This window comes from Micromonospora sp. HM5-17 (assembly GCF_003762835.1).
Classification (GTDB): Bacteria; Actinomycetota; Actinomycetes; order Mycobacteriales; family Micromonosporaceae; genus Plantactinospora.
On the sequence record NZ_RJWA01000001.1, the window covers coordinates 884,764 to 908,996 of the forward strand.

General features: G+C 73.5%; 17 protein-coding genes and 2 pseudogenes. 14 read left to right on the forward strand and 5 right to left on the reverse strand.

Annotated elements, in window-relative coordinates:
• The first annotated feature begins 29 nt into the window (after nucleotides 1-29).
• The 5 genes and pseudogenes from EF879_RS04045 to EF879_RS28725 form a co-directional block, all read left to right on the forward strand.
• On the forward strand, nucleotides 30-857 hold the full coding sequence (locus tag EF879_RS04045) for an ABC transporter permease (protein WP_123555378.1): 828 nt from the start codon (nucleotides 30-32) through the stop codon (nucleotides 855-857).
• Nucleotides 857-1,603 carry an ABC transporter ATP-binding protein gene (locus EF879_RS04050; RefSeq protein ID WP_123554711.1) on the forward strand — a complete coding sequence of 249 codons (747 nt, stop codon included), beginning with the start codon at nucleotides 857-859 and terminating at the stop codon, nucleotides 1,601-1,603. The genes EF879_RS04045 and EF879_RS04050 overlap by 1 nt, the downstream gene beginning before the upstream one ends.
• Complete coding sequence (locus tag EF879_RS04055; RefSeq protein WP_123554713.1) at nucleotides 1,603-3,729, forward strand: DUF5941 domain-containing protein; 2,127 nt, start codon at nucleotides 1,603-1,605, stop codon at nucleotides 3,727-3,729. The genes EF879_RS04050 and EF879_RS04055 overlap by 1 nt, the downstream gene beginning before the upstream one ends.
• Nucleotides 3,730-3,815: 86 nt before the next feature.
• Nucleotides 3,816-4,871 (forward strand): annotated as a pseudogene (locus tag EF879_RS28720) (glycosyltransferase family 2 protein); the annotation flags it as partial.
• Between the two features lie 174 nt (nucleotides 4,872-5,045).
• Nucleotides 5,046-6,263 (forward strand): annotated as a pseudogene (locus EF879_RS28725) (CDP-glycerol glycerophosphotransferase family protein); the annotation flags it as partial.
• A 186-nt stretch (nucleotides 6,264-6,449) separates the two neighbouring features.
• On the opposite strand, the gene EF879_RS04065 reads toward EF879_RS28725, so the two are convergent.
• Complete coding sequence (locus tag EF879_RS04065; protein ID WP_123554715.1) at nucleotides 6,450-6,791, reverse strand: helix-turn-helix domain-containing protein; 342 nt, start codon at nucleotides 6,789-6,791, stop codon at nucleotides 6,450-6,452.
• A gap of 90 nt (nucleotides 6,792-6,881) precedes the next feature.
• On the opposite strand from EF879_RS04065, the gene EF879_RS04070 reads away from it, so the two are divergent.
• Nucleotides 6,882-8,003 carry an FAD-dependent oxidoreductase gene (locus tag EF879_RS04070; RefSeq protein WP_123554717.1) on the forward strand — a complete coding sequence of 374 codons (1,122 nt, stop codon included), beginning with the start codon at nucleotides 6,882-6,884 and terminating at the stop codon, nucleotides 8,001-8,003.
• 58 nt (nucleotides 8,004-8,061) lie between these two features.
• On the opposite strand, the gene EF879_RS04075 is transcribed toward EF879_RS04070, so the two are convergent.
• On the reverse strand, nucleotides 8,062-9,720 hold the full coding sequence (locus EF879_RS04075; RefSeq protein ID WP_123554719.1) for a glycosyltransferase family 2 protein: 1,659 nt from the start codon (nucleotides 9,718-9,720) through the stop codon (nucleotides 8,062-8,064).
• Between the two features lie 155 nt (nucleotides 9,721-9,875).
• Here EF879_RS04075 and EF879_RS04080 point away from each other — a divergent pair, with 155 nt between their 5' ends.
• From EF879_RS04080 to EF879_RS04100, 5 genes are all read left to right on the forward strand, one after another.
• The gene (locus tag EF879_RS04080) at nucleotides 9,876-12,041 is read left to right on the forward strand and encodes a glycosyltransferase (RefSeq protein WP_123554720.1); all 2,166 of its coding nucleotides are present in this window, start codon (nucleotides 9,876-9,878) and stop codon (nucleotides 12,039-12,041) included.
• Nucleotides 12,007-13,620 (forward strand): hypothetical protein, encoded by a 1,614-nt coding sequence (locus EF879_RS04085; RefSeq protein WP_123554722.1) that lies wholly within the window; start codon nucleotides 12,007-12,009, stop codon nucleotides 13,618-13,620. The genes EF879_RS04080 and EF879_RS04085 overlap by 35 nt, the downstream gene beginning before the upstream one ends.
• 137 nt (nucleotides 13,621-13,757) lie before the next feature.
• The gene (locus EF879_RS04090; RefSeq protein WP_123555383.1) at nucleotides 13,758-15,074 is read left to right on the forward strand and encodes an ABC transporter ATP-binding protein; all 1,317 of its coding nucleotides are present in this window, start codon (nucleotides 13,758-13,760) and stop codon (nucleotides 15,072-15,074) included.
• 182 nt (nucleotides 15,075-15,256) lie between these two features.
• Nucleotides 15,257-15,730, forward strand: coding sequence for a DUF4442 domain-containing protein (locus EF879_RS04095; RefSeq protein WP_123554724.1), 474 nt, complete (start codon nucleotides 15,257-15,259; stop codon nucleotides 15,728-15,730).
• 442 nt (nucleotides 15,731-16,172) lie between these two features.
• The gene (locus EF879_RS04100) at nucleotides 16,173-17,672 is read left to right on the forward strand and encodes a multicopper oxidase family protein (protein WP_233604203.1); all 1,500 of its coding nucleotides are present in this window, start codon (nucleotides 16,173-16,175) and stop codon (nucleotides 17,670-17,672) included.
• A 53-nt stretch (nucleotides 17,673-17,725) separates the two neighbouring features.
• On the opposite strand, the gene EF879_RS04105 is transcribed toward EF879_RS04100, so the two are convergent.
• Nucleotides 17,726-18,061, reverse strand: a complete 336-nt coding sequence (locus EF879_RS04105; protein WP_123555385.1) for a nuclear transport factor 2 family protein — start codon at nucleotides 18,059-18,061, stop codon at nucleotides 17,726-17,728.
• Nucleotides 18,062-18,184: 123 nt separating this feature from the next.
• On the opposite strand from EF879_RS04105, the gene EF879_RS04110 reads away from it, so the two are divergent.
• The 3 genes from EF879_RS04110 (at nucleotide 18,185) to EF879_RS04120 (ending at nucleotide 22,452) form a co-directional block, all read left to right on the forward strand.
• The gene (locus EF879_RS04110; protein ID WP_123554728.1) at nucleotides 18,185-19,162 is read left to right on the forward strand and encodes a LysR family transcriptional regulator; all 978 of its coding nucleotides are present in this window, start codon (nucleotides 18,185-18,187) and stop codon (nucleotides 19,160-19,162) included.
• Between the two features lie 10 nt (nucleotides 19,163-19,172).
• On the forward strand, nucleotides 19,173-19,967 hold the full coding sequence (locus EF879_RS04115; protein WP_123554729.1) for a beta-phosphoglucomutase family hydrolase: 795 nt from the start codon (nucleotides 19,173-19,175) through the stop codon (nucleotides 19,965-19,967).
• Between the two features lie 109 nt (nucleotides 19,968-20,076).
• The gene (locus EF879_RS04120) at nucleotides 20,077-22,452 is read left to right on the forward strand and encodes a glycoside hydrolase family 65 protein (protein WP_123554731.1); all 2,376 of its coding nucleotides are present in this window, start codon (nucleotides 20,077-20,079) and stop codon (nucleotides 22,450-22,452) included.
• A 100-nt stretch (nucleotides 22,453-22,552) separates the two neighbouring features.
• Here the strand turns inward: EF879_RS04120 and EF879_RS04125 are convergent, their stop codons facing one another.
• Nucleotides 22,553-23,590: a hypothetical protein gene (locus EF879_RS04125; RefSeq protein ID WP_123554733.1), complete on the reverse strand. Its 1,038-nt coding sequence runs from the start codon at nucleotides 23,588-23,590 to the stop codon at nucleotides 22,553-22,555.
• A 249-nt stretch (nucleotides 23,591-23,839) separates the two neighbouring features.
• Entirely contained in the window at nucleotides 23,840-24,034 is a 195-nt protein-coding gene (locus EF879_RS04130; RefSeq protein ID WP_148086348.1) for a hypothetical protein, read from the reverse strand.
• Nucleotides 24,035-24,233: the final 199 nt, after the last annotated feature.

Genomic DNA, 24,233 nt, shown 5'->3' on the forward strand with positions numbered 1-24,233 from the left:
GTGTGCTGCCGGGCGAGCGGGAGGCGGCGGTGACGTCTGGCGTCGTGGCGGTGTGGTCGCACCGCACCACGCTGCGGCTGCTCGTCCGTCGGGACCTGGCGGTGAAGTACCAGCAGTCGGTGCTCGGCTACCTCTGGTCGCTGATCGAGCCGCTCGGCATGGGCGCGATCTACTTCTTCGTCTTCGGCCTGCTCTACCGCTCGGCGACCCACCGGCACCTCGGGGACGCGGCCGACTCGTACCCGCTCTTCCTGATCACCGGCATCTTCGCCTGGATGTGGACCAGCTCGGCGATCAGCGAGGCGACCAACGCCCTCACCGGCCAGGCCCGGCTGATCACCACGATGAACCTGCCGCGCGAGGTCTTCCCGATCGGTCGGGTCGCCGGCCGGTTCGCGGAGTACGTCGCCGGCCTGCCGATCCTGGCCGCCATCGCGGTGGTCTACGCCACGCTCGGCAAGATCGACCTCGGGGTCTCGCTGCTGGCGCTGCCCCTCGCGGTGCTGCTCCAGGCGATCCTGCTGATCGGCATCGCGCTGCTACTCTCCTCGCTCAACGTCCTGATGCGCGACATCGAGCGGCTGATGCGGCTGGTCACCCGGGTGCTCTTCTACGCGACCCCGATCATCTACCCCCTGGCCCTGGTCCGGGACTCCGGGCTGCCGGGGTGGGTGAAGATCGCGTACGAGGTGAACCCGCTGGTCGGGATCTTCCAACTGCACCACTCGATCTGGTACGCCGACGAGTTCCCCGACGCCCGGCTGCTCGCCCTCTCGGTCGGCGGCAGCCTCCTCACCCTGTTCGTCGGCGCCGCCGTCTTCCGCCGGCTCGAACCCGCCGTCCTCAAGGAGCTCTAGTGGGCGAGCCGATGATCGAGGCGGAGAACCTGGGCATCCAGTTCGTCCGCAACCGACGGCGCAACCTCCGGCTCCGGGAGATGATCATCCATCGAGGCGGGCGGCAGCCCGCCGCCGGAATGTTCTGGCCGCTACGCAACGTCTCCTTCACCGTGGCGGCCGGCGACACGGTGGGGATCATCGGCCGCAACGGCACCGGCAAGAGCACCCTGCTCCGGCTGATCGCCGGGGTGCTCATCCCCGACGAGGGGCGGATCCGGGTCCGCGGCGCGGTGGCACCGCTGCTGGAACTCTCCGCCGGGTTCTCCAACGACCTGACCGGCCGGGAGAACGTTCACCTGGTCGGTTCGCTGCACGGGCTCAGCCCGAGCTTCCTGCGCCGGCACTTCGACGAGATCGTCGCGTTCGCGGGGGAGCAGATCGCCAACGCCATCGACACCCCGGTCCGGCACTACTCGTCCGGGATGAAGGTACGGCTGGGCTTCTCGGTGATCGCCCAGCTACCGCACCCGATCCTGCTGATGGACGAGGTGACCGCGGTCGGCGACGCCGACTTCCGGAAGAAGTGCTACGACACCATCGACCGGCTGATCGCGGAGGGCCGGACCGTGATGCTGGTCTCGCACAACGAAAACGACCTCACCCGGTTCTGTAGCCGGGGACTCTACTTCGACGGAGGACGATTGCGGGTGGACGGCACCATACGCGAGGCGCTCGACGCATACCACAACGTGGTCAGGCCCTGATGCTGGCGATCCTGCTCACCCCCACCCGGCCCGGACCGCCGCTGACCCGTACCGACGGCACGCCGCTCGCCGCCACGCTCCGCGATCAGTTGCGGGCGGCGGGCGCCCGGGACGTCGTCCTCACCGACGACCTGGCCCAGGTGGCGGTGCTGGCCGACACCGCCCGGGAGCCCGTCCTGCTCTGTTCCGGCGACCTGGTCGCGCACCCCGCCGTACTCCGGCACCTCGCGACCAGCCCGCTGCCCGGCACCGTGGCGCTGGTACTGCCGGAGCCGGCGGCCGGGCCGCTCGGCGTGGTGGAGGAGCGCAACCAGGTCGTCGCCGCCGTACCGCCGGGTGCCCCCGGCGACGCGGGTTCCGCCGGGCCGGGGGTGACCGGCCCCGGTGTCGCCGACCCCGGCTCGGTCGCGGTCCGGGCATCCGCGCCGACCGGTGCCTTCGGTGGCGCCGTCCGGGTCGCCGTCGCCGACCTGCCGGCGCTGGCCGCCGCCACCCGGGCGGCCGCCGCGGTCGACGAGGGGGCGCCCGCGGTGGACCGGATCCTCGCCGAACTGGCCCGGAGCGGCGCCGAGACCGTCCCCGGCCTGACGATCTTCGCGCACCGGGTACGCCTGCTCGTCGCCCGTCGGGTCGACACCTCGGCCGAGGTCGCCGCCGCCGAGGCGGCGGTGGCGGCGGTCGACTCCGACCGGGCGGAGCTGCGGCTCTCGGTCAAGGAGAAGGACGACTTCTTCACCACCTTCTTCGTCAGCACCTGGTCCCCCTGGGTGACGAAGCTCTGCGCCCGGCTGCGGCTCACCCCGACCGGGGTGACCGCGTTCTCGGTTCTCTTCGCCGTCGTCGCGGCGCTGCTCTTCGCGTTCGGCGGCCGGCCCGCCCTGGTCGCCGGCGCGATCCTGCTCTACCTCGGCTTCGTCCTCGACTGCGTGGACGGGCAGCTCGCCCGCTACACCCGGAACTTCAGTCCCTGGGGCGGGTGGCTGGACACCATCGCCGACCGGGCCAAGGAGTACCTGGTCTATGCCGGGCTCGCGGTCGGGGTGGAACGGGCCGGGCTCGGCAACGGCTGGGCGCTCGGCATCGCGGCGATCACCCTCCAGACCGTTCGGCACATGACCGACACCTGGTACGGCGCGCTGCACGACGAGGCGGCGAAACGCCCCCGCCCGGCCGAGGCGTCCGGCGGCATCGGCGCCCGGCTCAGCGCCGCCTCCAACCGGGTGCAGGCGGACACCGGCTCGGTGTCGTACTGGCTGAAGCGGATCGTGGTCTTTCCGATCGGGGAGCGCTGGGCGCTGATCGCGCTGACCGTGGCGCTGTTCGACCCGCTGGTCAGCCTGATCGCCGTCCTGGTCTGGGGCGGGCTCGCGGCGGCGTACACGCTGGCGCTGCGTACCCTGCGAGCCCGGTCGATGCGGGTCGCCGTGCTGACCGGGGTCGACACCATGCTGCACCGCGACGACGGGCCGGTGGCGCGGTGGCTGGCCGGGCCGGACCGGGGTGCCGGGTTGCCCGGGCCGCTGCCGTTCGCCGTGCTCGGGGTGGTGGCCGGCCTGGGGCTGCTCGGGGTCGGGCTGGCCGGGGCCGGTGCGGAGACCGCCCGCTGGGCGGTGCCGGCCGCGGTGCTGGTGGCGCTGGTCGCCGGGGTTCCGGCGGCGGTGCCGCACGGGGGCGCGCTGGACTGGCTGGTTCCCGCCGCACTGCGGGCCGTCGAGTATCTCCTGGTGATCGCGGTCGGAGTCCTGGTCGACGCCCTCGGAGCGGTGACGTTCACGTTACTGTTCGTATTGGCGCTGCGTCACTACGACCTCACCGCCCGGCTGGAGAAGCGGGAGCGCGCGCCCCTGCTCCGCTCCCTCGGACTCGGCTGGGACGGCCGGATCGTCGTCCTCGCCGCAGCCGCGCTGCTGGGCCCGGCCGCGGCGCGGGTGGTGATGCTGCTGCTCGCCGGCTACGTCGCGGTGATCTTCGCGGTGAACGCCGTACGGGGCTGGGCGCCGCGTGGCATTCCCGCCCCCCGGCGGCCGGTCCAGTCCGGATCCGCGGCACCGGCCGGGACCACCCCGCCCGCCGGGGTGGATCCGATCGCCGGGGCCGGCGTGGGCGAGCGGGAACGGGACGGGTGACGCCGCCGGTCGGCTGAGCAGCGCCGGGTCGGCTGGCGGCGGAGAAGGGGACGGATGACGCCGCCAGCCGAACGGCCCCGCCGGCCATGACGTTGCTCAGCTTCGTCGTGCCGGCCTACCGCGTCCAGGGCTACCTGCGGGACTGCCTCGACTCGATCCTCCGCCAGCCGGTGTCGGACCTGGAGGTCGTCGCCGTCGACGACTGCTCGCCGGACGGCTGCCGCGAGATCATCGCGGAGTACGCCGCCCGGGACCCCCGGGTCCGGCTGGTCAGCCTCGCCCGGAACGTCGGGCTCGGCGAGGCCCGCAACGTCGGGCTGGACCGGGCCACCGGCGAGTACGTCTGGTTCCTCGACAGCGACGACTGGCTCGTTGACGGCTGCCTGCCGGCGGTGACGGAACGACTGCGCCGGGTCCGGCCGGAGGTGCTGATCGTCGACCACGTACGGGCGTACTGGGACAACCGCGCGGCCGGCAGTGACCTGGCCCGGACGGTGCCGGACTCCGGGGACCGGGTCTTCACGGTCCGAGACCGGCCGGAGGTGCTGGGGCTGCTGCACACCGCCTGGAACAAGGTGGTCCGGCGCCGCTTTCTCACCGATCTGGGGCTCCGGTTCGGCCCCGGCTGGTACGAGGACGTGTCGTTCAGCTACCCGGTGCTGCTCGCCGCGAAGCGGATCAGCGTCCTCGACCGGATCTGCGTCAACTACCGACAGCGCCGCTCCGGCGCCATCACCCAGACCCGCGACGACCGGCACTTCGACGTCTTCGCCCACTGGGGGCGGGTCTTCGCGCTGCTCGAGCGCTGGGGGCCGGCGTACGACGACCTCCGTCCGTTGATCTTCGAGCGGATGGTCTGGCACTACCTGATCGTGCTCGGCAACGGTCGCCGGCTCTCCCCGAAGCTGCGCCGAGACTTCTTCCGGCGGGTGGTCGCCGACTACCGGCGGTGGTGCCCGGACGGCGGCTATCCCCGGCCGGGCGGGATGGCGGGGGTGAAGCACCGGCTGGTCGCCGGCGACCACTGGTGGACGTACCGGCTGCTGCGGGCGCTGCACCGGTCGCGGGTCGCGCTCGCCCGGCGCGCCCGCCGGGCGGTCCCCCGGCCGTCGGCGGGACAGCGCCTCGTGGCGCTGGTCGGCGCGGCGCCCGGATGGTCGGCGCCGGCGGCGGGCGAACCATCCGGACCCGCGGCGCCCGAGCCGTCGGGGGCGCCCGGTGGATGGTCGGGGGCGACGGGGCCGGGTGGATCGGCCGGGGCGGCCCGGTTGGCCCGGCTCGGCCGGGCGGTGCTGTGGCTCGGCCGGGCCGGGCTGCTCCGCGCGTACTACCAGGCCCAGTTACGCCGGCCGCTCGACCCGACGCTGGCCCTCTACGCGGCCTACTGGTACCGCGGGTACGCCTGCAACCCGGCCGCCATCTACGCCAAGGCCCGGGAGGTCGCCCCGCACATCCGGGGGGTCTGGGTGGTCCGTCGGGACCGGGTCGGAAGCCTGCCGCCCGGCGTGCCGTACGTCGTGGCCGGGACCCGGGCGTACTTTCGGGCCCTGGCCCGGGCGCGGTGGCTGATCAACAACGTCAACTTCCCGGACTACGTGGTGAAGCGGCGCGGCGCGGTCCACGTGCAGACCCACCACGGCACCCCGGTGAAGGTGATGGGCCTGGACCAGCAGCGATATCCGGCCGGTGCGGTCGGGCTGGACTTCTCGCGCCTGCTGCGCCGGATCGACCGCTGGGACTACAGCATCACCTCGAACAGGTTCTCGACCCAGATGTGGGAGCGGGCCTACCCGGCGGAGTACGTCACCCTGGAGACCGGCTATCCCCGCAACGACCGCCTGGTGAACGCCACGCCGGAGGAGGTCGCGGCGGTACGGGAGCGGCTTGGCCTCCCGCCCGGGAGTCGGGTGGTCCTGTACGCCCCGACCCACCGCGAGCACCGCCCCGGCTACTGGCCGCCGTTCGACCCGTCGGCCCTGCTCGACGTCCTCGGCGCGTCCGGGCTGCTGCTGATCCGGGGCCACTACCTGGACCCCGGCGCCGCGGTCGGGGTCGCCAGGGCGCCGGGAGCGGTGGGGGTCGACGGAGCGGTCCGACCCCTCGGGACGGCGCCGGCCCGGGTCGACGGAGCGGCCCAGGTCGACGGGGTGGCCCAGGCTGACGGGGCGGGTTGGGCCGACGGGGCGGCCCGGGTCCGAGACGTGACCGACCATCCGGTGGTGGAGGATCTCTACCTGGCGGCGGACGTTCTGATCACCGACTACTCCTCGGCGATGTTCGACTACGGATGTCTGGACCGGCCCATCGTGATCTACGCCCCGGACTGGGCCGACTACCGCCGGGAACGCGGCGTCTACCTGGACGTGCTGGCCGAGGCGCCGGGGGCGGCCGCGACGAGCTTCCCGGAACTGCTCGCCCTGTTCCGGACCGGTGCCGTGGACGACGCGGCGGCGCGGCGGGCCCGGACGGTGTTCCGGCGCCGGTACTGCGCGCTCGACGACGGCCGGGCGGCCGAGCGGGTCGTCCGGCACGTCCTCCTCGACGAGCCCGTCGGTGCGCCGACCGGCCCTGGCGCCATGTCGGCCGGACCCGGTGCGGGGTCACCCGGGTCGGGTGTCGTGCCGACCGGACCCGGTGCCGCGCCGGCCCCGGCGCAGGAGCCGGCGGCGTCGCCGGACGGGCCGATCCGGTGAACGGGGACCGGCGCGGCCGGCCAGTGGTCACGAGTCGGGCAGGTGCTCCCGGGCCCAGGCGGAGACCTGCTCCAGCGCGGGGATCAGGGCCTGCCCGCGGGGAGTCAGCGCGTAGGTGACCGCGACCGGAGGGCCGGGATCGACCATCCGCTCGACGAGCCCGTACGCGGTCAGTTCGGACAACCGGTCGGAGAGCATCGAGTCGCTGACGCCCTCGATGGCGCGGGAGAGTTCGCGGAAACCCGCCGGACCGGCGCTGAGACTGCCCAGCACGAGCGCGGTCCAGCGCTTGCCGAGCAGGGTGAAGGCCCGGGTCAACGCCGCGTCGGCGCGGACGCAGGGCTCCGGGACGTGGCTCTCGGCTCGCACACCTCAATGCTAGCTTTGTCACTGGGACTCTTATTTTCGAAGCCCCTATCATAAGCGTTGCAACTTCGAAAACGGACTGGGAGGACAGGCATGACCGAGCAGAGGCGGGACCGCGCCAGTGTCGTCGTGGTGGGCGGCGGGTACGCCGGGATCACGGTCGCGAAGAAGCTCGACGACGTCGCCGCGGTGACCCTGGTCGATCCGACCGAGGCGTTCACCCACAACGTGGCGGCCTGGCGGACGCTGGTCGCGCCCGAGTGGGTGGAGCGGATGTTCCACCCGTACGACCGGCTGCTGCGGCACGGTCGGTTCGTTCGGGACCGGGCGGTGGCCGTCGACGGTCGGCAGGTCACGCTCGCCTCCGGCGAGCGGCTGGAGCCGGACTACCTGGTCCTGGCCACCGGCTCGACGTACCCGTTCCCGGCCAAGATCGACGAGCCCGACCTGGCGACCGCCCAGGCCCGACTGCGGCGGGCGCACGCCGACCTGCTCGCGGCCGACCGGGTCCTGCTGCTCGGCGCGGGGGCGGCCGGGCTGGAGCTGGCCGGAGAGATCAAGACGTTCTTCCCGGAGAAGCACGTCACCGTCGTCGACGCCGGACCGGACATCCTGCCCGGCCCGTACGACCAGGAACTTCGCGAGGAACTGCGCCGCCAGCTCGACAAGCTCGGCGTCGACCTCCGGCTCGACACCCGGCTGCGCGGGCTGCCCACCACCGAACCGGCCGTCCGGGGCGCGGTCGCGGTGACCACCGAGGACGGCGAGGAACTGACCGCCGACATCTGGTACCGCTGCTTCGGGGTCGCCCCGGTCACCGACTACGTGGTCGGCGCGCTCGCGCAGGCGCGCGACGAGCGGGGCTACCTGCGGGTCGACGAGTACCTGCGGGTTGACGGCCAGGACCGGGTCTTCGCCGTCGGCGACCTCTCGACCGCGGACCTCAACATGGCCGCCCGGGCGGGCGCGCAGGCGGAGCTGGTCGCGGCAAACCTCCGCTGCCTGATCACCGGTGCGGGGGACGTCTCCGCGTACCAGCCGATGCCGCCGGTCATCATCGTGCCGCTCGGACCCGAGGGGGGTGCCGGACTCCTGCCCGGGATGGCGGAGGGCGTCGCGGGCCCGGAGGTGGCCGCCGAGATCAAGGGCCGCACCATGCTGGTCGACAGGTACCTGGAGATGTTCGACGCGGAACCGGCGGCGCGGCGCCGATGACTCGGGCATTCGTACACACGTTCTATCCACAGCCTGTGGATGGAACGTGTGTACGACGTCAGCCCGTCGACCGACGCCGCGGCCGGACGCGCTGCCGGAGCCGGTCGGCGGCGAGCCCGGCGTACCGGTGGGCGACGAACCGGGTGGCGTGGGCCAGGGAGCGGATCCCGCCCACCGGGATCGTCTCGACCCCGGCCAGCGCGTCCCGACGGGCGCGCCGGTCCGCCCGGACCACCAGCCGAGGGCGCGGCGAGGTCCACTGCTCCGCCGGAAGCGTGCGCAGATCGAGCACCCCGAGGTCGTCGCCGCTGACCCAGCGCCGGCCGGCGACCTCGGCGACCACCTGGTCAAGCGGCTCGTCCGGCCGGCGTACCCGGCGGGCCCGGCTCAGCGCGGCGGTGCGCCAGAGCGAGACCGCGTCCTCCGGCGTGGTGGCCCCGGCCGGCAGGACCCGGACCAGCCCGGCCTGCCACTCGTCGGCGATCGCCACCAGCCGCCGTACGGTGTCGGCGTCGACCCCGTGGTGCGGGGCGAGTTCCAGCAGGTACGGGGCGGGAAAGGCGGTGTCCGGCGCGGACGGTGCCAGCGCCACCCGGGGGTCCGACCGGTACGCCGCCGCGAGCAGGCGCCGCTCCAGCAGGGGATCGGCGAGGATCGACCGCCGGTCGTCGGAGAGTTCGGCCCAGTTCGCGACCAGGACCACCCGCAGGTCGGTCAGGTCGCTGGCGAGCAGCCGGTCCACGCAGGTACGGACCAGCTCGTAGGGGCCGTCCGCGTGGACCACCGCCACGACCAGCGGCACCGCGAAGATCCGGTTTGCGGCCGGCCGCAGGTAGCGGGGCTGGGGCATCAGGTCGGCCAGGAAGGGGCGGTTGTACCGGCGTAGCGCGTCACCCCGGGTCATCATGTGTGAGGGGCCGAGGTGCCAGCTCCGCGCCCGCGGCTCGGGCACGAAGACCGCGCCGACCTGGGCCAGCCGGTACCCGAACTCGGTGTCCTCGCCGAGCCGTAGCTCGGGGTTGAGGCCGCCGGCCTCCTCGTACAGGGCGCGGGCGAGGGCCGCGGTGGCGCCGACGTGGGCCCGGAAGTTCAGGTGGTCGCCGCCGCGCAGGTGGTCGGTGTCGTTGATCAGGCGTTCGACGTACTCGTGCGGCGCGGTCTCGGCGAGCGGGAACAGCCGGTCGAGCGTTCCGGCGGCGCAGCGCTCCGCGACCTCCTCCGGGGTGATGGTCCAGCCGTGGTCGACGAAGCGCTTGTAGCCGAGGGTCACCACCTCGTCGCTGACATGGTGCCAGCGGACCTGGGCCGCGACGTGCTCCGGGAAGACGACCATGTCCGCGTCGAGCCAGTGCAGGATCTCGCCGTCGCTGACGGTGGCGCCCACGTGGAGCGCGGTGGCGCGACCCCAGCCGGCGGCGTGGTCGGCCACCCGGACGAGACGGCAGTGGGTGGGCCGCAGCTCGGGCAGCCGGATCGGTGGGTCACTGCCGTCGTCGACCACCAGCACCTCGAACAGCTCCGACGGGTACGTCTGGTGGCGCAGGGCGGCCAGGACCAGGTCGAGGGTCGGTTGGCAGTTGTGGGCCGGGATGACCAGCGAGACCGACCGGCTCGGCCGCCAGTTCGCCAGTGGCGGGGGGTCGAGCGCGCTCCAGTCGTTGCGGAAGACCCGGACCGGGGCGCGGGTCGGGGCAGCGGCCCGACGGGGGGAGAGCACGCGCCACAGTGTAGTTGTCTGATTGCTGAGAGCTGATAATTCGCCGCCGCGTGCCGGACATTGTCGAGCGTGGTCAGCGTGTCGACCACGACAAGTTGCCTCACGATAGCTACACGTAGGTTGAGCCTCTGTTACCGGTCGATGAGGGAGTCGGCTTGCCGACCAGGGACAACCCGGAGAAGTACCTCCGCTGGCGGGTGGTGGCCGGCGACCCGGCCCGGCGACGGCGGCGACGGTGGCCGGTCGGCACGCTGGGCTCCGGGCTGACCGAGGTGCCCGGTGGGGGGCGCGGTCCGGCCGGGCCGTGGCATCGGGTCTTCGTCGGTCGGATGGTCGTGGCCGCCGAGTCGGTGCGCTGGCTGCGACACCTGCTCGACCACCCGGTCACCCTGGCCCGGGTACGCCGGATCGACATCGTCGTCGACGAGTGGCGGATCCCGCAGCGTGGCTGGTCCGGGCGGCTGGGACCGGTGCCACACCTGCTGGCGCACCGGATCCGGCTGCCACGGCGAGACCAGGGTCAGGTCCGGATCGGCCTGGACCTGCGGTGGTCGGTCCCGCTCCGTTCGGTCCTCGCCGCCGTGCTGCCACTGCTCACCCCGGTACGGCCGCTTCCCGCCCCGGCCAGCCCGGACGTGACCGCCCAGGACGTCCTCCCCGACTGGCTGGGCGCGGGGCCGAACCAGGCCGCCGTCGCCGGCGAGCTGCCCGGCGACGCCGACATCCGCCCCCACGACGTGGTGCTCCGCCCGGACGGGGCCGAGCCGGTGTTCGCGGCCGACCCGTCGCCACTCGCGACCGACCCGGTACCAGCGGCTCCGGCCGCTCCGGGCGAGGAGCCGTACCGGGCGCTCCTCGCCGTCGACCGGGCCGGCGCCGTGGCGGTGGCCCGGGCCCTGCCTCGTACCACACCGGTGTTGATCGACGTCGAGCACGCCGTGCCGGCCGGCCGGTACGGGCCGTTCGGCCCGGACACGCCCCGGGCAGAGCTGCGCTTCGCCACCGGGCCGGGGGAGCCGGACTGGCGGATCCTCGGCCCCGGCGGGGTGGACCGTACCGGGACGCTGGAGCGGCCCTGGCTGACCGAGGAGGAGCAGGCGGCGCTGGCCGGGATCGGCTCGGTCGAGTGCCGGCTGGTGCCCGGACGGCAGCCGGCGCGGGAGGTGACGCTGCTGCTGCACCTGATCGCGGCCGGCCTCCCGGTGTACGCGCCGGAGCTGCCGCCGGCCTGTCGGGCGTACCTGGTCGACGAGGTCGTCGCGCTGGTCACCAGCGAGCCGCCCGGCCGGTACGCCACACCGCTGGACCGGGAGGTCCGCGCGGTACGCCAGCGCCGGGCCGTGCTCCGCGGACACGGCCGGGCGTTTCGGCTGGCCGCGCTGGCCGCGCCGGCCTTTCCCGGGGTACCCACGCTGCCGTCGGTCTCCGTGCTCCTGGTCACCCGGCGGCTGTCGCACGTCGTCGCGGCGGTCGCCGCCATCGAGGCGCAGAGCTACCCGACCCTGGAGATCGTCCTCTGCCTGCACGGGGTGGCGTCGACCCCCGAGTTGCGGTCCCGGCTGGCCGGCTGCACCCGCCCGGTGCAGATCCACGAGGTGCCGGCCGCGCAGAGCTTCGGCGCCGCGCTGGGCACGGCGACCGCCCGGGCCCGGGGAAGCCTGGTCACCAAGGTGGACGATGACGACACGTATGGCCCGGAGCACGTCTGGGACCTCGTCCTCGCCCGGTACCACTCCGGCGCGACGCTGGTCGGCAAGGCGGCCGAGTTCGTGCACCTGGCGGCCCTGAACACCACCGTACGGCGGGACGCCGGCGCCCCGGAGAGCTACACCACCGCCGTTGCCGGCGGCACCATGCTGATCAGCCGGGGTGACCTGGAAGAGCTGGGTGGCTGGCGCCCGGTACCCCGCTCGGTCGACCGCGGCCTGATCGACCGGGTCCGTCGGGCCGGTGGGCTCGTCTACCGTACCCATCCCCTCGGGTACGTCTATCACCGGCGGCACGCCGGACACACCTGGGATCCGGGGCTGGAGTACTTCCTCCGAGGCGGCGGCACGCAGTGGTCCGGCCTGCCCCGGCACCCCGAGTTCGGCACCGCCCCCGACGGTGGAGACCAGGCCGGCGCCGCGCCCCACCGTGCGGACCGCATCGGCGCCGCGCTCACCGGCGCGGACCAGGCCGGCGTTGCTCCCGGCGCCGTGTTCGAGGTCGGCACCGGACCCGGCGGCATGGGCGAGGTCGGCACCGGACCCGGCGCGGTGACGGAGGAAGCCCGGAGGGGATCGGATGGCGACCGGGTCGCCGAACACCACCGGAGCTGACCGTCCGGCACCGGTCCTCGCCGGCCGGGCGGACCGGAGCGCCGCCGGCCGGCCCGGGACCGGCTGGCGGCCGTCGCCGTACCTGGGGTTCGCCGCGCTGGCGGTGCTCGGGGCGGTCGCGCTGAGCCTCCGCCGGCCGTGGGGTGCCGACTTCGGGCTGCACGTCGCCGCGGTCGGACGGCTCCGCGACAACCTGCTCGATCCGGCGAACCCGATGGTCGAGTCGACCGTGGGCGGGCCGTACAGCACCCCGTACACGGTGCTGCTCGCGCTGGTGGTGCGGCTGACCGGCGTCCCGGCCGCGATCGTGCTCAGCGCCGCCGCCCCGGTCAACCTGGCGCTGCTGCTCTACGGACTGCGCCGCTTCGTGGCGCTGTTCAGTGCCGACCGGTGGGCTCCGGTGCTGTCCCTGGTCTTCGTGCCGCTGCTCTGGGGGACCGACGCCCTGCGCTGGAGCGGCTTTCCGACCCTGCGCGGACTGGTGCTGATCCTGCCGTACCCGGGCACCCTCGGGCTGGCGCTGCTGCTGATCGGCTGGGCGGCTCTGGCCCGGGCGCTGGCGGCCCCCACGCCCCGGCGCTGGACGCTGGTCGGTCTCCTCGGCGGGGTGCTCGTTCTGGTCCACCCGTTCACCGCGCTCGGCGCCGCGCTCGGTGCGCTCGCGCTGGCCGTGCCCCGGATCCGTCGGCCGACCCGGGCCGACCCGCGGGGCGCCGCGCTCGGCGTGGGCGTGGCGCTGGCCGTCGTGCTGACCTGGCCGTACTTCCGGGTCACCGACCTGATCGGCGCGGCTCGGGACTACGACGCCATCCACCGTCCGCTCTACCTCGACCCGCTGGCCCGGTACGGCTTCGCGTTCGTGGTGGGGCTGCCGGCGCTGGCCGTACGTCTGTGGCGGGACCGCCTCGACCCGCTGGCGCTGCTCGTCGGCCTGGCCGGGGCACCGGTGCTGGCCGGTGGGCTGACCGGGGCATACGGCCTGGGCCGGCTCTGGCCGGTGGTGCTGCTGGGCCTCCAGGTGGCGGCGGCGGTCGAGCTTGTCCGGGCGGTGCGGGCCGGGCGCAGCGGCGGGGCCCGGGCGGTCCGGACCGCGGTGACCGGGGTCTGGGCGGCCGGAGCCGCCGCCGCGGTGCTGGTCGGGTTCGTCCTCCAGTCCGGCAACCTGCTGCTGGTGCTGCCCCGGGACCATCTCACCTCGGAACGCCGGGCGACTTTCGGGACCAGCAGCCTGCCCGACCACGCCTGGGTGGCCCGGCACGTCCCTCCCGGCGCGGTGCTGCTGGCCGCCGACCCGGCGGTGGGCCGCGACCTGCTGACGTACGAGATCCGCGCGGTCGCTCCGCCGTGGCCCGGTCCGATGCTGCCCGACGAGGCGCGGCGTCGGGCCGACGAGGCCGCCCTGCTCGATCCCGGAACCGAATCCGCCCGCCGCATGGAACTGTTCGTGCGTTACGGGGTGGACTGGGTACTGGAACCGGTCACCGGCTATCCGTGGCTCGACGGATATGCGACCCGGGTCGTGACCGGACCGGGCGGAGTGCGGCTGGTCCGCCTTTCCACCGCCGATGGGGGGCGTTGACCCGAATGAAACTTCCACGACCATTTCGGTAATCACAACGTCACAACGTGAACATGGCACGTTTACCCGATGGGCTTGTGCCATGATCCTCGTCACAGTCATTCCGGGGTCGGCCATCACGCTGCGGGGAGGTGACGGTGACAGCCGTCGCGCTCAAGGACGTCACGAAGGTTTTCCCGGATGGGACAGTGGCGGTGGACAACGTCAGTCTCGACGTCAACGACGGCGAGTTCATGGTGTTGCTCGGCCCCTCCGGATGCGGAAAGTCCACTGTGCTGCGGATGGTCGCCGGTCTGGAGGACCCGACCAGCGGGGCGGTGTTGCTGAACGGGGAACTCGCCAACGACCTGCCGCCCCGGGATCGCGGCGTCGCCATGGTTTTCCAGGACTTCGCGCTCTATCCACACATGTCCGTCGGGAACAACATCGCCTTTCCACTCCGGCTCTCCGGAGTGGAGGAGCGGGCGCGCAACGAGCGGGTGGCGGACGTGGCGAACGCGCTCGGCATCGGCGACGTGCTCGGACGCAAGCCGAGTCAACTCTCCGGCGGCCAGCGCCAGCGAGTCGCGATGGGCCGCGCCATCGTTCGCCGTCCCGGCCTCTTCCTGATGGACGAACCGCTGTCCAATCTCGACAGCGGACTGCGGGCCGAGTTGCGGGCGGAGATCTCCGGGCTGGTCCGGGAGCTGGGGGTGAGCACCATCTACGTCACCCACGACCAGGCCGAGGCGCTGACCATGGCCGATCGGGTGGCGATCATGCGCAAGGGCGTACTCCAGGACGTCGGCACGCCGACCCAGGTGTACGGTCGGCCGGCGACCCTCTACGTCGCCGCGTTTCTCGGCAGTCCGCGGATGAACCTGCTGGAGGCGACGGTTTACGTCCACCTCGACCGGTACGTCACGCTCAATCTCGGCGAGCAGGCGCTCCACCTGCCCTGGGACGACCTCCGGGCCCGGGCGGTGGCCCACTACCACGGCGAGCGGATCGTGGTCGGGATGCGGGCCGAGGCGCTGACCCCGGTGGCGCCCGACACTCCGGGGGCCGTGTTACAGGGGCGGATCCGCTACCTGGAACACCACGGACACGAGTCGCTGGCGTTTCTCGACATCGGCGCGACCGCGATCGTCGTCGACGATCTCGGCGGGCCGATGCCCGGCGAGCGGCCCGTCGGCACGGGGCGAGGGATCCGCCGGCTCAGCCGGGTGATACAGCGGCTGACCGGCCGGGCGAGCGCCGCGGTGCCCGCGCCGGTGACACCTGGTGCGCAGGGGGCGCGGGAGAGCGTACTGAACGACCCGGGCCGGCACCACCGCCGTCCCGCCGAGCTGGCGGTGCGGCTGGCGCCGTACCCGGCGGTCTCGCCCGGTCACTCGATGGCGGTCTCGGTACGGATGGATGCCGTGCACTTCTTCGACGAGCGCGGCGACCGGATCGACGTCGGCTGGCGGTGACACCGGCCGACGGCGACGTCGCGCGATGCCCGAACCGGCCGGGCCCGAGCAGGGCGGACTCGGCGCGGCGGGCGGCGCGACACGGACGACGCGGGTGACCGCCGGGCGCGATGACACGGCGGGTACGGGCGGCGCCGCGCAGAGACTGGCGCCGGCAAGTTACCCACGGGTAAGGTGCGGCCATGTCCCGCGACGTACGACGGCTCGCGGCCGAGATGCTCGGCTCGGTGCCCTTCGCCCAGACCCTCGGTATCGAGTTCGTCGAGGTGACCGTGGACGAGGCGGGCGGCCCCCGGGTCGTCGTCCGGCTGCCGGACTCGGCGGCGACCCGTAACCACGTCGGTGGTCCGCACGCCGGTGCCCTGTTCACCCTCGGCGAGACCGCCTCCGGGGCGGTGGTCCTGGCCGCGTTCGGTCAGCTCTTCGCGCGTGCCGTGCCGCTCGCCGTACGCGCCGAGATCGACTATCGCCGGCTGGCGCTGGGGACGGTGCGGGCGACGGCCCGACTCGACCGGCCGGCCGAGTCGGTGGTGGCCGAGCTCGACGCCGGCACCCGGCCGGAGTTCCCGGTACGAGTCGAGATCGGCACCGAGGACGGAGCCGTGACCACCGAGATGACCGTGCTCTGGACGCTGAAGCCGCTTGCCACCGCCTGATCCGCTGCTCGGCGCCGCCTGGTCCGCCGCTTGCCACCGCCTGATCCGCCGCTCGGCGCCGCCTGGTCCGCCGCTCGGCGCCTCCGGGCCGCCGGTGAGCCCCACTCCAGGCTGCCGGGGTTCGCTTCGGGCCGTCGGGGCCTGCTTCGGGCTGCTGAAGTCCGCTTCGGGCTGCCGGGTCCTGTTCCGGACTGCTGGCGAGCCCCGTCCTCCCGGCGCGCCTCGGGCTCGGCGACGAGCCCGGCCACCGGCGTGTCGGCCTCGGCGTTCCCCGCTCCCCCGGGGTGGTCCGGGACGGACCCCAGCGGCGTACGGGGTTCCCTGAACCGACCCTGATCTTGCCTTGCGCACCTCGACACCCGCCCAGATAGGAAGACACCCTACATGTAGCGATCACTGCTATGGGAGGGTGTGAATGGCCGGCACGGGTGCACGGCGATGGGTGACAGCGCTGGTCGGAGTGCTCTCGGGAGTCCTGCTGCTCTGCGGTGTCGGCACCGGGCTCGCCACCTGGACCTGGACCAGGTACGTCGTCGACACGACCGGCGAGGTCAGCTTCGTCAACCGGCTCGCCATCCCGCCGCTGGCCGAGTCCCGGATCGACGCGCGCGGCCGCCGGGTCTTCGACCTGCGCGCCCAGTCCGGCCACCGCGACTTCGGCCAGGGTGGGTCGACCCTCACCTGGGGCTACAACGGCGACTACCTGGGGCCGACACTGCGGGCGAAGCGCGGCGAGGAGGTCGTGGTCAACGTCGTCAACGGCGTCGGAGAGCCGACCACCGTGCACTGGCACGGCATGCATCTCCCGGCCGCGATGGACGGTGGGCCGCACCAGATGATCCGTCCCGGCGCCACCTGGTCACCGCACTGGCGGGTCGACCAGCCGGCGGCCACCCTCTGGTACCACCCCCACCTGCACGGGCAGACCGAGCAGCACGTCTACCGGGGACTGGCCGGGATGTTCATCCTGGACGACGACGCCTCGGCCGGGCTCGCACTGCCCCGGCGGTACGGGGTGGACGACATTCCGCTGATCGTGCAGGACCGGAACTTCGACTCCGACGGGCAGTTCGACCACGGACGCGGGCTCCTCGGCGGGATCGGCATCCTCGGCGACACCCTGCTGGTCAACGGTACCGTCGGGCCGTACCTCGACGTCCGCACGGAACGGGTCCGGCTGCGGCTGCTCAACGGCTCCACCGCCCGGACGTACGACTTCGGATTCGCCGACAACCGGGACTTCGCCCTGATCGGCACCGACGGTGGGCTGCTGGAGGTGCCGTACCAGACCCCCCGGATCCAGCTCTCCCCGGGCGAGCGCGCCGAGATCGTGGTGACGGTGCGCCCCGGTGAGCGAACGGTGCTGCGCAGCTATCCGCCCGGCCGGGACATGGACTTCGTCAGCCGGCGGATCACGGGCGGCGACGACGCGTTCGACGTCCTCGAACTCCGGGCCGCCGAAACCCTCCAGCCGGCACCCGAGGTGCCCGCCCGCCTCGTCCCGGTGGAGCGGCTCGACCCGGCGTCGGCCGCCCAGGCCCGGACGTTCCACCTCGCCGGGCACCACATCAACGGCAGGCGGATGGACCCCGGGCAGCTCGACTTCGCGGTCACCCGGGACACCACCGAGATCTGGGAGATCACCAAGGAGGACGGTACGCCGCACAGCTTCCACGTCCACGATGCGCAGTTCCAGATCCTGTCGATCGCCGGGCGAGAACCACCGCCGGAGTTGCGCGGCTGGAAGGACACCATCCTCCTGGAGGCGAAGCAGGAGATCCGGATCATCGCCCGGTTCGCCGACTACGCCGACCCGAACATGCCGTACATGTACCACTGCCATCTGCTCTACCACGAGGACCAGGGGATGATGGGCCAGTTCGTGGTGGTGGAGCCGGGCCAGCGGCCGGGCGGGCCCCCGACGGGCCACACCCACGGCTGACATGTAAGGAAGGGCCCCCTCTTATCGCTTTTGGTATAGGAGGGGGCCCTTCCTTACATGTTGAATTCCGGCCGGTCGAGGACGCGTAGCCAGGAGCCGTCTGGCTGGCGACGGAGTACCTGGGTCCGGATGCCCGCACCGTCTCGCCGGATGGTCGAGGTGAGGGCGAGGTCGCCGCTGACCAGGGTGGGAAGCGGCTCCTCCGGCTCGAAGTGCGGACGGTTCGCCAGCACCCGCTCCCAGAGCGCCTGGATCGCCGCCCGCCCGACGGTCACGCTCCCCGGCGGGTACGCCAGCACCGCGTTCTCCTCGTAGAGCGCGGCGACCCCCTCGGCGTCACCGGCGTTGGAACGTTCGACGAAGAGTCGGGTCATCTCCTCGGGCTGCATCGCCGCGGCGCGCGCGGGCATCGTTTCCTCCTCATGAGTTGCCGTCTCCGGTCACCTCCAGCGTCCGGCAGCGATGAGCAGAAGTCCAACAGCTAGTTCAGATGAGATCTAGAATCCATGCTTATGGAACTGCGCCAGCTCGAGTACTTCGTCGCGGTCGCGGAGGAGGCCAACTTCACCCGGGCCGCCGAGCGGGTCCGGATCAGCCAGTCCGGGGTCAGTGCCCAGATCCGGCAGCTCGAACGCGAACTCGGCGCCACCCTGATCGACCGCTCCACCCGGACCGCCACCCTCACCGCCGCGGGTCGGGCCGCGCTGGAACCCGCCCGGGCCGTCCTCGCCGGGGTCGCGGCCGTCCGGCAGGCCGTCGGCGAGGTGGCCGGCGTCCTCCGGGGAGAGCTGACCGTCGGCATGGTCATCGGCTGCACCGTCGCCCCGTTCTTCGCGGCCCTCGCCGACTTTCACCGCGCGCATCCCGGCGTCGAGCTGACCCTGCAGGAGGAGAACTCCGACCGGCTCATCGCCGGGGTCCGCTCCGGCGCACTCGACCTCGCCCTGGTCGGCACCGCCGACGCCACCCCCGCCGGGCTCGAGGCGCTGACCATCGTCAGCGAGCGGCTCGTCGCCCTCGTCCCGCCGGACCATCCGCTCGGCGCGCTGCCGAGCGTCACCCTGGCCGACCTCGCCGCGTACCCGCTGGTCTGTCTGCCGCCGGGCACCGGCATCCGGACCGTGCTCGACCGCGCCTGCGCCGCCGCCCGACTCGCGCCGTCGATCGCGCTCCAGGCCAGTGCGGGGGAGGCGGTGGCCGACCTCGCCGCCCGGGGCCTCGGAGTGGGGATCCTCAGCGAGTCCATGGCGCGGGGCCACGGTGAGCGGCTGCGGAGCCTGCGGATCGACGACGTCGAGGACCCGGCGCTGCTGGCCCTGGTCTGGGGCACCAACCCGGGACCGGCGCTGGTGAAGCTGGTCGAATACGCGCGATCGGCCTTCGGCCTACCGCAGAAGGAGGAACGGGCACGTCCGGCCCGGACGCGCCGAGACCGGGGCCTTCCGCACCGCGCGGTCGGAAGTCGTGCCGACCGCGGGCACCCGGATTAGGTTGGAAGACGTGCTGGGCCTACCCGTTCACGTGACCGCCTGCCTCTTCGACCTGGACGGCGTACTGACCCAGACCGCCCGGGTGCACAACGCCGCCTGGGCGGAGACGTTCAACGCCTACCTGCGGGCGCGGGCGGAGGCCACCGGCGAGCCATTCCGGCCGTACGACCCGGGCGAGGACTACAACCGGTACGTCGACGGCCGTCCCCGGGCCGACGGGGTGCGGACCTTCCTCGCCTCCCGGCACATCACGCTCCCCGAGGGCGAGCCGGACGACCCGCCGACCGCCGAGACGGTCCACGGCATCGGCAACCGCAAGAACGCCATCCTGCTCCGCCGGATCCACGAGGACGGCGTGCAGGCGTACCAGGGATCGGTCGCCTACCTGGAGGCGGCGCGGGCCGCCGGGTTGCGGCGGGGGGTCGTCTCGGCCAGCGCGAACGCCGGCGACGTGGTCGTGGCGGCCGGGCTGGCGCCGCTGATCGAGGCGCGGGTGGACGGGGTGCTCGCCCGCGAGCGGGGGCTGCGCGGCAAGCCGCACCCGGACACCTTCCTCGCCGGCGCCGAGCTGCTCGGGGTCGCGCCGGAGCAGGCCGCGGTCTTCGAGGACGCCCAGGCCGGGGTGGCGGCGGGCCGGGCCGGCGGCTTCGGCTTCGTGGTCGGGGTGGACCGGGTCGGCCAGGCCGACGAGCTGCGCCGGCACGGCGCCGACACCGTCGTCCGGGACCTGACCGAACTGCTCGACCAGCCCGCGCCGGGTGCCCCCGACGCCACCACCAACGGTGTGACCGGAGCGGCCCGGTGAGCGCGCACGGGATCGGTGTGACGGGCGGTCGCCGGCGTGCGGCCCACGGAGACGGGGTCGGCCTGGGGCCCGGCGGCCGGCGCGGACCGGTGCACGCGGGGGTGGGTCGGTGATCCGGGAGCGCGCCTACCCCGTCGAGCCGTGGCACATCCGGGAGATCCGGCTCGACCTCGACATCCTCGCCCAGTCGGAGTCGGTCTTCGCCCTCTCCAACGGCCACATCGGTCTGCGCGGCAACCTCGACGAGGGCGAGCCGCACGGGCTGCCCGGGACGTACCTCAACTCCTTCTACGAGCTGCGCCCGCTGCCGTACGCCGAAGCGGGGTACGGCTTCCCCGAGTCCGGCCAGACCATCGTCAACGTCACCAACGGCAAGCCGATCCGGCTGCTCGTCGACGACGAGCCGTTCGACGTCCGCTACGGCGAACTGATCGACCACGAGCGCGTCCTCGACCTGCGGGCCGGTACCCTCCGACGCTCCGTCGAGTGGCGGTCCCCGGCCGGCCGTACCGTCCGGATCTGTAGCACGCGGCTGGTGTCGTTCACCCAGCGCTCGGTCGCCGCCATCGAGTACCGGGTCGAGCCGGTCGACGGGCCGATGCGGCTGATCGTGCAGTCCGAGCTGGTCGCCAACGAGCAACTGCCGGCACAGAGCCGGGACCCCCGGGTGGCGGCGGTGCTGGAGTCGCCGTTGCAGGCCGAGGAGCGGCTCGTGCACGGCGACGGCGCCCTGCTGATCCACCGCACCAAGGCGAGCGGGTTGCGGCTCGCCGCCCAGATGAGCCACGAGGTGTACGGGCCGGAGCGGAAGCTGGTCGGCACCGAGGCGTTCGAGGACTGGGCCCGCACCACCATCACCTGCGTGCTTCGCCCGGGCGAGCGGCTCCGGATCGTCAAGTACATCGCCTACGGCTGGTCCAGCCGCCGCTCCCGGCCGGCCCTGCGTGACCAGGTCGGTGCGGCGATCGCCGGGGCCCGCTTCTCCGGGTGGGAAGGGCTCTGCGCCGAACAGCGCGACTACCTCGACACCTTCTGGGCCGACTCGGACGTGCGGGTGGAGGGGGACCCGGAGGTCCAGCAGGCGGTCCGGTTCGGCCTCTTCCACGTGCTCCAGGCGGGTGCCCGGGCCGAGCTACGGCCGATCGCGGCGAAGGGCCTGACCGGACCGGGGTACGACGGTCACGCCTTCTGGGACACCGAGACCTTCGTGCTGCCGGTGCTGACGTACACCCTGCCGTCGGCGGTCGCGTCCGCGCTGCGCTGGCGACACTCCACACTGCACCTCGCGCAGGAGCGGGCCAGAACGCTCGGGCTGCGCGGCGCCGCCTTCCCGTGGCGGACCATCCGGGGGCAGGAGACCTCCGCGTACTGGCCGGCCGGCACCGCCGGGTTCCACATCGCCGCCGACATCGCCGACGCGGTCCGTCGGTACGTCCTCGCCACCGGCGACGAGCAGTTCGAGCGTGAGGTGGGGCTGGAACTGCTGGTGGAGACCGCTCGGCTGTGGCGGTCGCTGGGGCACCACGACCGGCACGGCAGGTTCCACATCGACGGGGTCACCGGCCCCGACGAGTACACGGCGGTGAAGAACGACAACGTCTACACCAACCTGATGGCGCAGCGGAACCTGCTGGTCGCCGCCGACGCCGCCCGCCGCCACGGCGAGGAGGCCTGGCGACTCGGCGTCGACGACGAGGAGACCGCGGCCTGGCGGGACGCCGCCCGGGACATGTACATCCCGTGGGACGACGAGCTGAAGGTCCACCCGCAGGTGGAGGGCTTCACCCGGTTCCAGGAGTGGGACTTCGTCGGCACCCCGCCGGAGCAGTATCCGCTGCTGCTCAACTATCCGTACTTCGACCTGTACCGGAAGCAGGTGGTGAAGCAGGCCGACCTGGTGCTGGCGATGCACTGGCGGGGCGATGCGTTCACCGACGAGCAGAAGGCGAACAACTTCGCCTACTACGAGCGGCGTAGCGTCCGGGACTCGTCGCTGTCGGCCTGCACCCAGGCGGTACTGGCGGCCGAGGTCGGCCACCTCGAGCTGGCCTACGACTACCTGGGCGAGGCGGCCCTGATGGACCTGCACGACCTCAACCAGAACACCCGGGACGGCGTGCACGTGGCGTCGCTGGCCGGGGCCTGGATCGCCCTGGTCGCCGGCTTCGGCGGGCTGCGCGACCACACCGAGGTCCTCTGCTTCAAGCCCCGGCTGCCGAGCCGGATCAACCGGCTGGAGTTCTCGCTGCGCTGGCGTGACGTGTACCTGCGGGTGGACGTGCGGCAGCGCGAGGCGACGTACGCGCTGCGGGGCGGTCACCCCGGCGCCGCGATGGAGCTGACCCACCACGGCGAGTTGGTCCGGGTGACCGGTGAGAACCCGGTGACCCTGCCGATCCCGACGCCGAAGCCGCCCGGGCCGCGGCCGGAGCAGCCCGCCGGGCGCGCCCCGATTCGCCGGACCCCCACCGAGCGCGAGCCGTAGTCGCGCGGCGGGCCGTCGTCGCGGGGCGGCCCGTGCCGCCCGGGGGTGGGTCGCTGCCGCCGGGTGGGTCCGTGTCGTCGGGTGGGTGTCCGTGGCCGGTCTACAGCAGCGACAGGTGGACGTGGTTGGTGTGGTCGCTGGACGGGTCGCCGTGCGCGTCGCCGTACGACCGCCACCCGGTGGCCGGAAACCAGATCTGCCGGTACCAGATCACGTAGAGCACACCCAGCCGGTCGGCGTTGCGGACGAAGAAGGCGGCGAGGTTGTTGCCGTACAGCCGGTCGGAGCCGCTGGCGTCCCCGCCGAAGCCGTGCCGCTGCGCCGAGAAGTCGCAGGCCCGCCCCTTGGGGTGCTCGTACGGGCCGCCCGGTCGGTAGCACGAGGTGAAGCGGGTGAAGCCGGCCCGGCGGGCCTCGGTGTACGCGTGCAGGGTGCGCGGGGTGACGCATCCGCTGGTCGTCGGGTCGGGCCGGCTGCACGTCTGCCGCGGCCACGAGCCATCGGCGTTGCGCGGCGCCGGCCGGGCGACCGGAGAGCTGGCGGCGACGAATCCCTTGGTCGAGACACCGCCGACCAGCGCCAGCGCCCGCTCGGCCGCCTGCTTCTGCCGTAGCATCACCGCGAGCTGTCGCCGTTCCTCGGCAACCTCGGCGTCGAGGGCCCGCTTCGCCCGGGCGACCCGCTGCCTGGCCTCGTTGAGCCGGCGGAGCCGGTCGTTGTCCCGCAGCGCCATGGTCTCCAGGCCCCGGGCGCGCTCCAGGAAATCCTCGGCCGACGTGCTGCCCAGCAGCACCAGTACCGGGCCGATCCGGCCGGTACGGTACGCGTTCCGGGCGACCTCCTCGACCTCGGGAGCCAGCTCCGCGATCCGCGCCTCGATCCGGCGCATCTCGTCCGCGAGTCTCGCCTGCCGGGCCCGTGCGTTAACCAGCGCGGTGCGGGCCTGCACGTAGCTCCGACCGGTCGCCTCCAACACGTCGCGGAGCAGCGGGGTGCCGCCCTCGTCTCCCGCCGGGGCGGTGGTCGGGTCGAGCGCGGCCGAGGCCGCACCGGGCCGGACCGCCGTCGTGGCCAGCGCGCCGACGGCGACGAGCAACGCCACGGCGAGCGGTAATCGCGGACGTCTGGATCCTGTCATGCAAGCCCCTCCGTCAGCCGCCGCCCGGGCCAGCTGACGGGTGCGGGACAGCGGGACGCTCCCGCCGCAACCGCGGACTCCCCTCACCTGGGCCCGGCTCGCCTCCAACCGGGCGAGTCGGCGTGGTCACGCCGGCGCGGAGGGGTGCGCCACCGGGCGAGACCGGGGCCAGCTTAGCGGATCAGCCGGCCAGACATGCCGTACCGACGGGTTGACCGGAAACTTCCACCGAACGGGTGGCTCGGTGCGCTACCGCTCGCCGCTGGAGGGGAGCCCGGCCGCGTCGCGGGGCGGCATCCGGCGCGGGTCGTCCAGACTGCGCGCCTTCGCCGCCTCGTCGGCCCAGGTACGCGGGTCCGGGCGGCGCTCCTCGGTGGCCTTCTCACCGGTCGGAGCGGTGGACTTGGACTTGCCGGACTTCTGGCGGGCCATGACGTTCCTCACGATCGTCGGGTACGCGTCAGCGCCTACCGGCGCCAGCCTCGGCCTTCCCCGACTGCGTGCCACCCAAACGGCCAGCCCCGGTGGCGGTGTGACCCGGCCGGCCTCGGTCGGCGACGCGACCCGGGCGGCCTCGGTTGCGGCTCGGCCCGGCCGGTCCCGAGCGGCGGCGCGACCCAGCCCAGCCTCCGCCCGCCGGCCG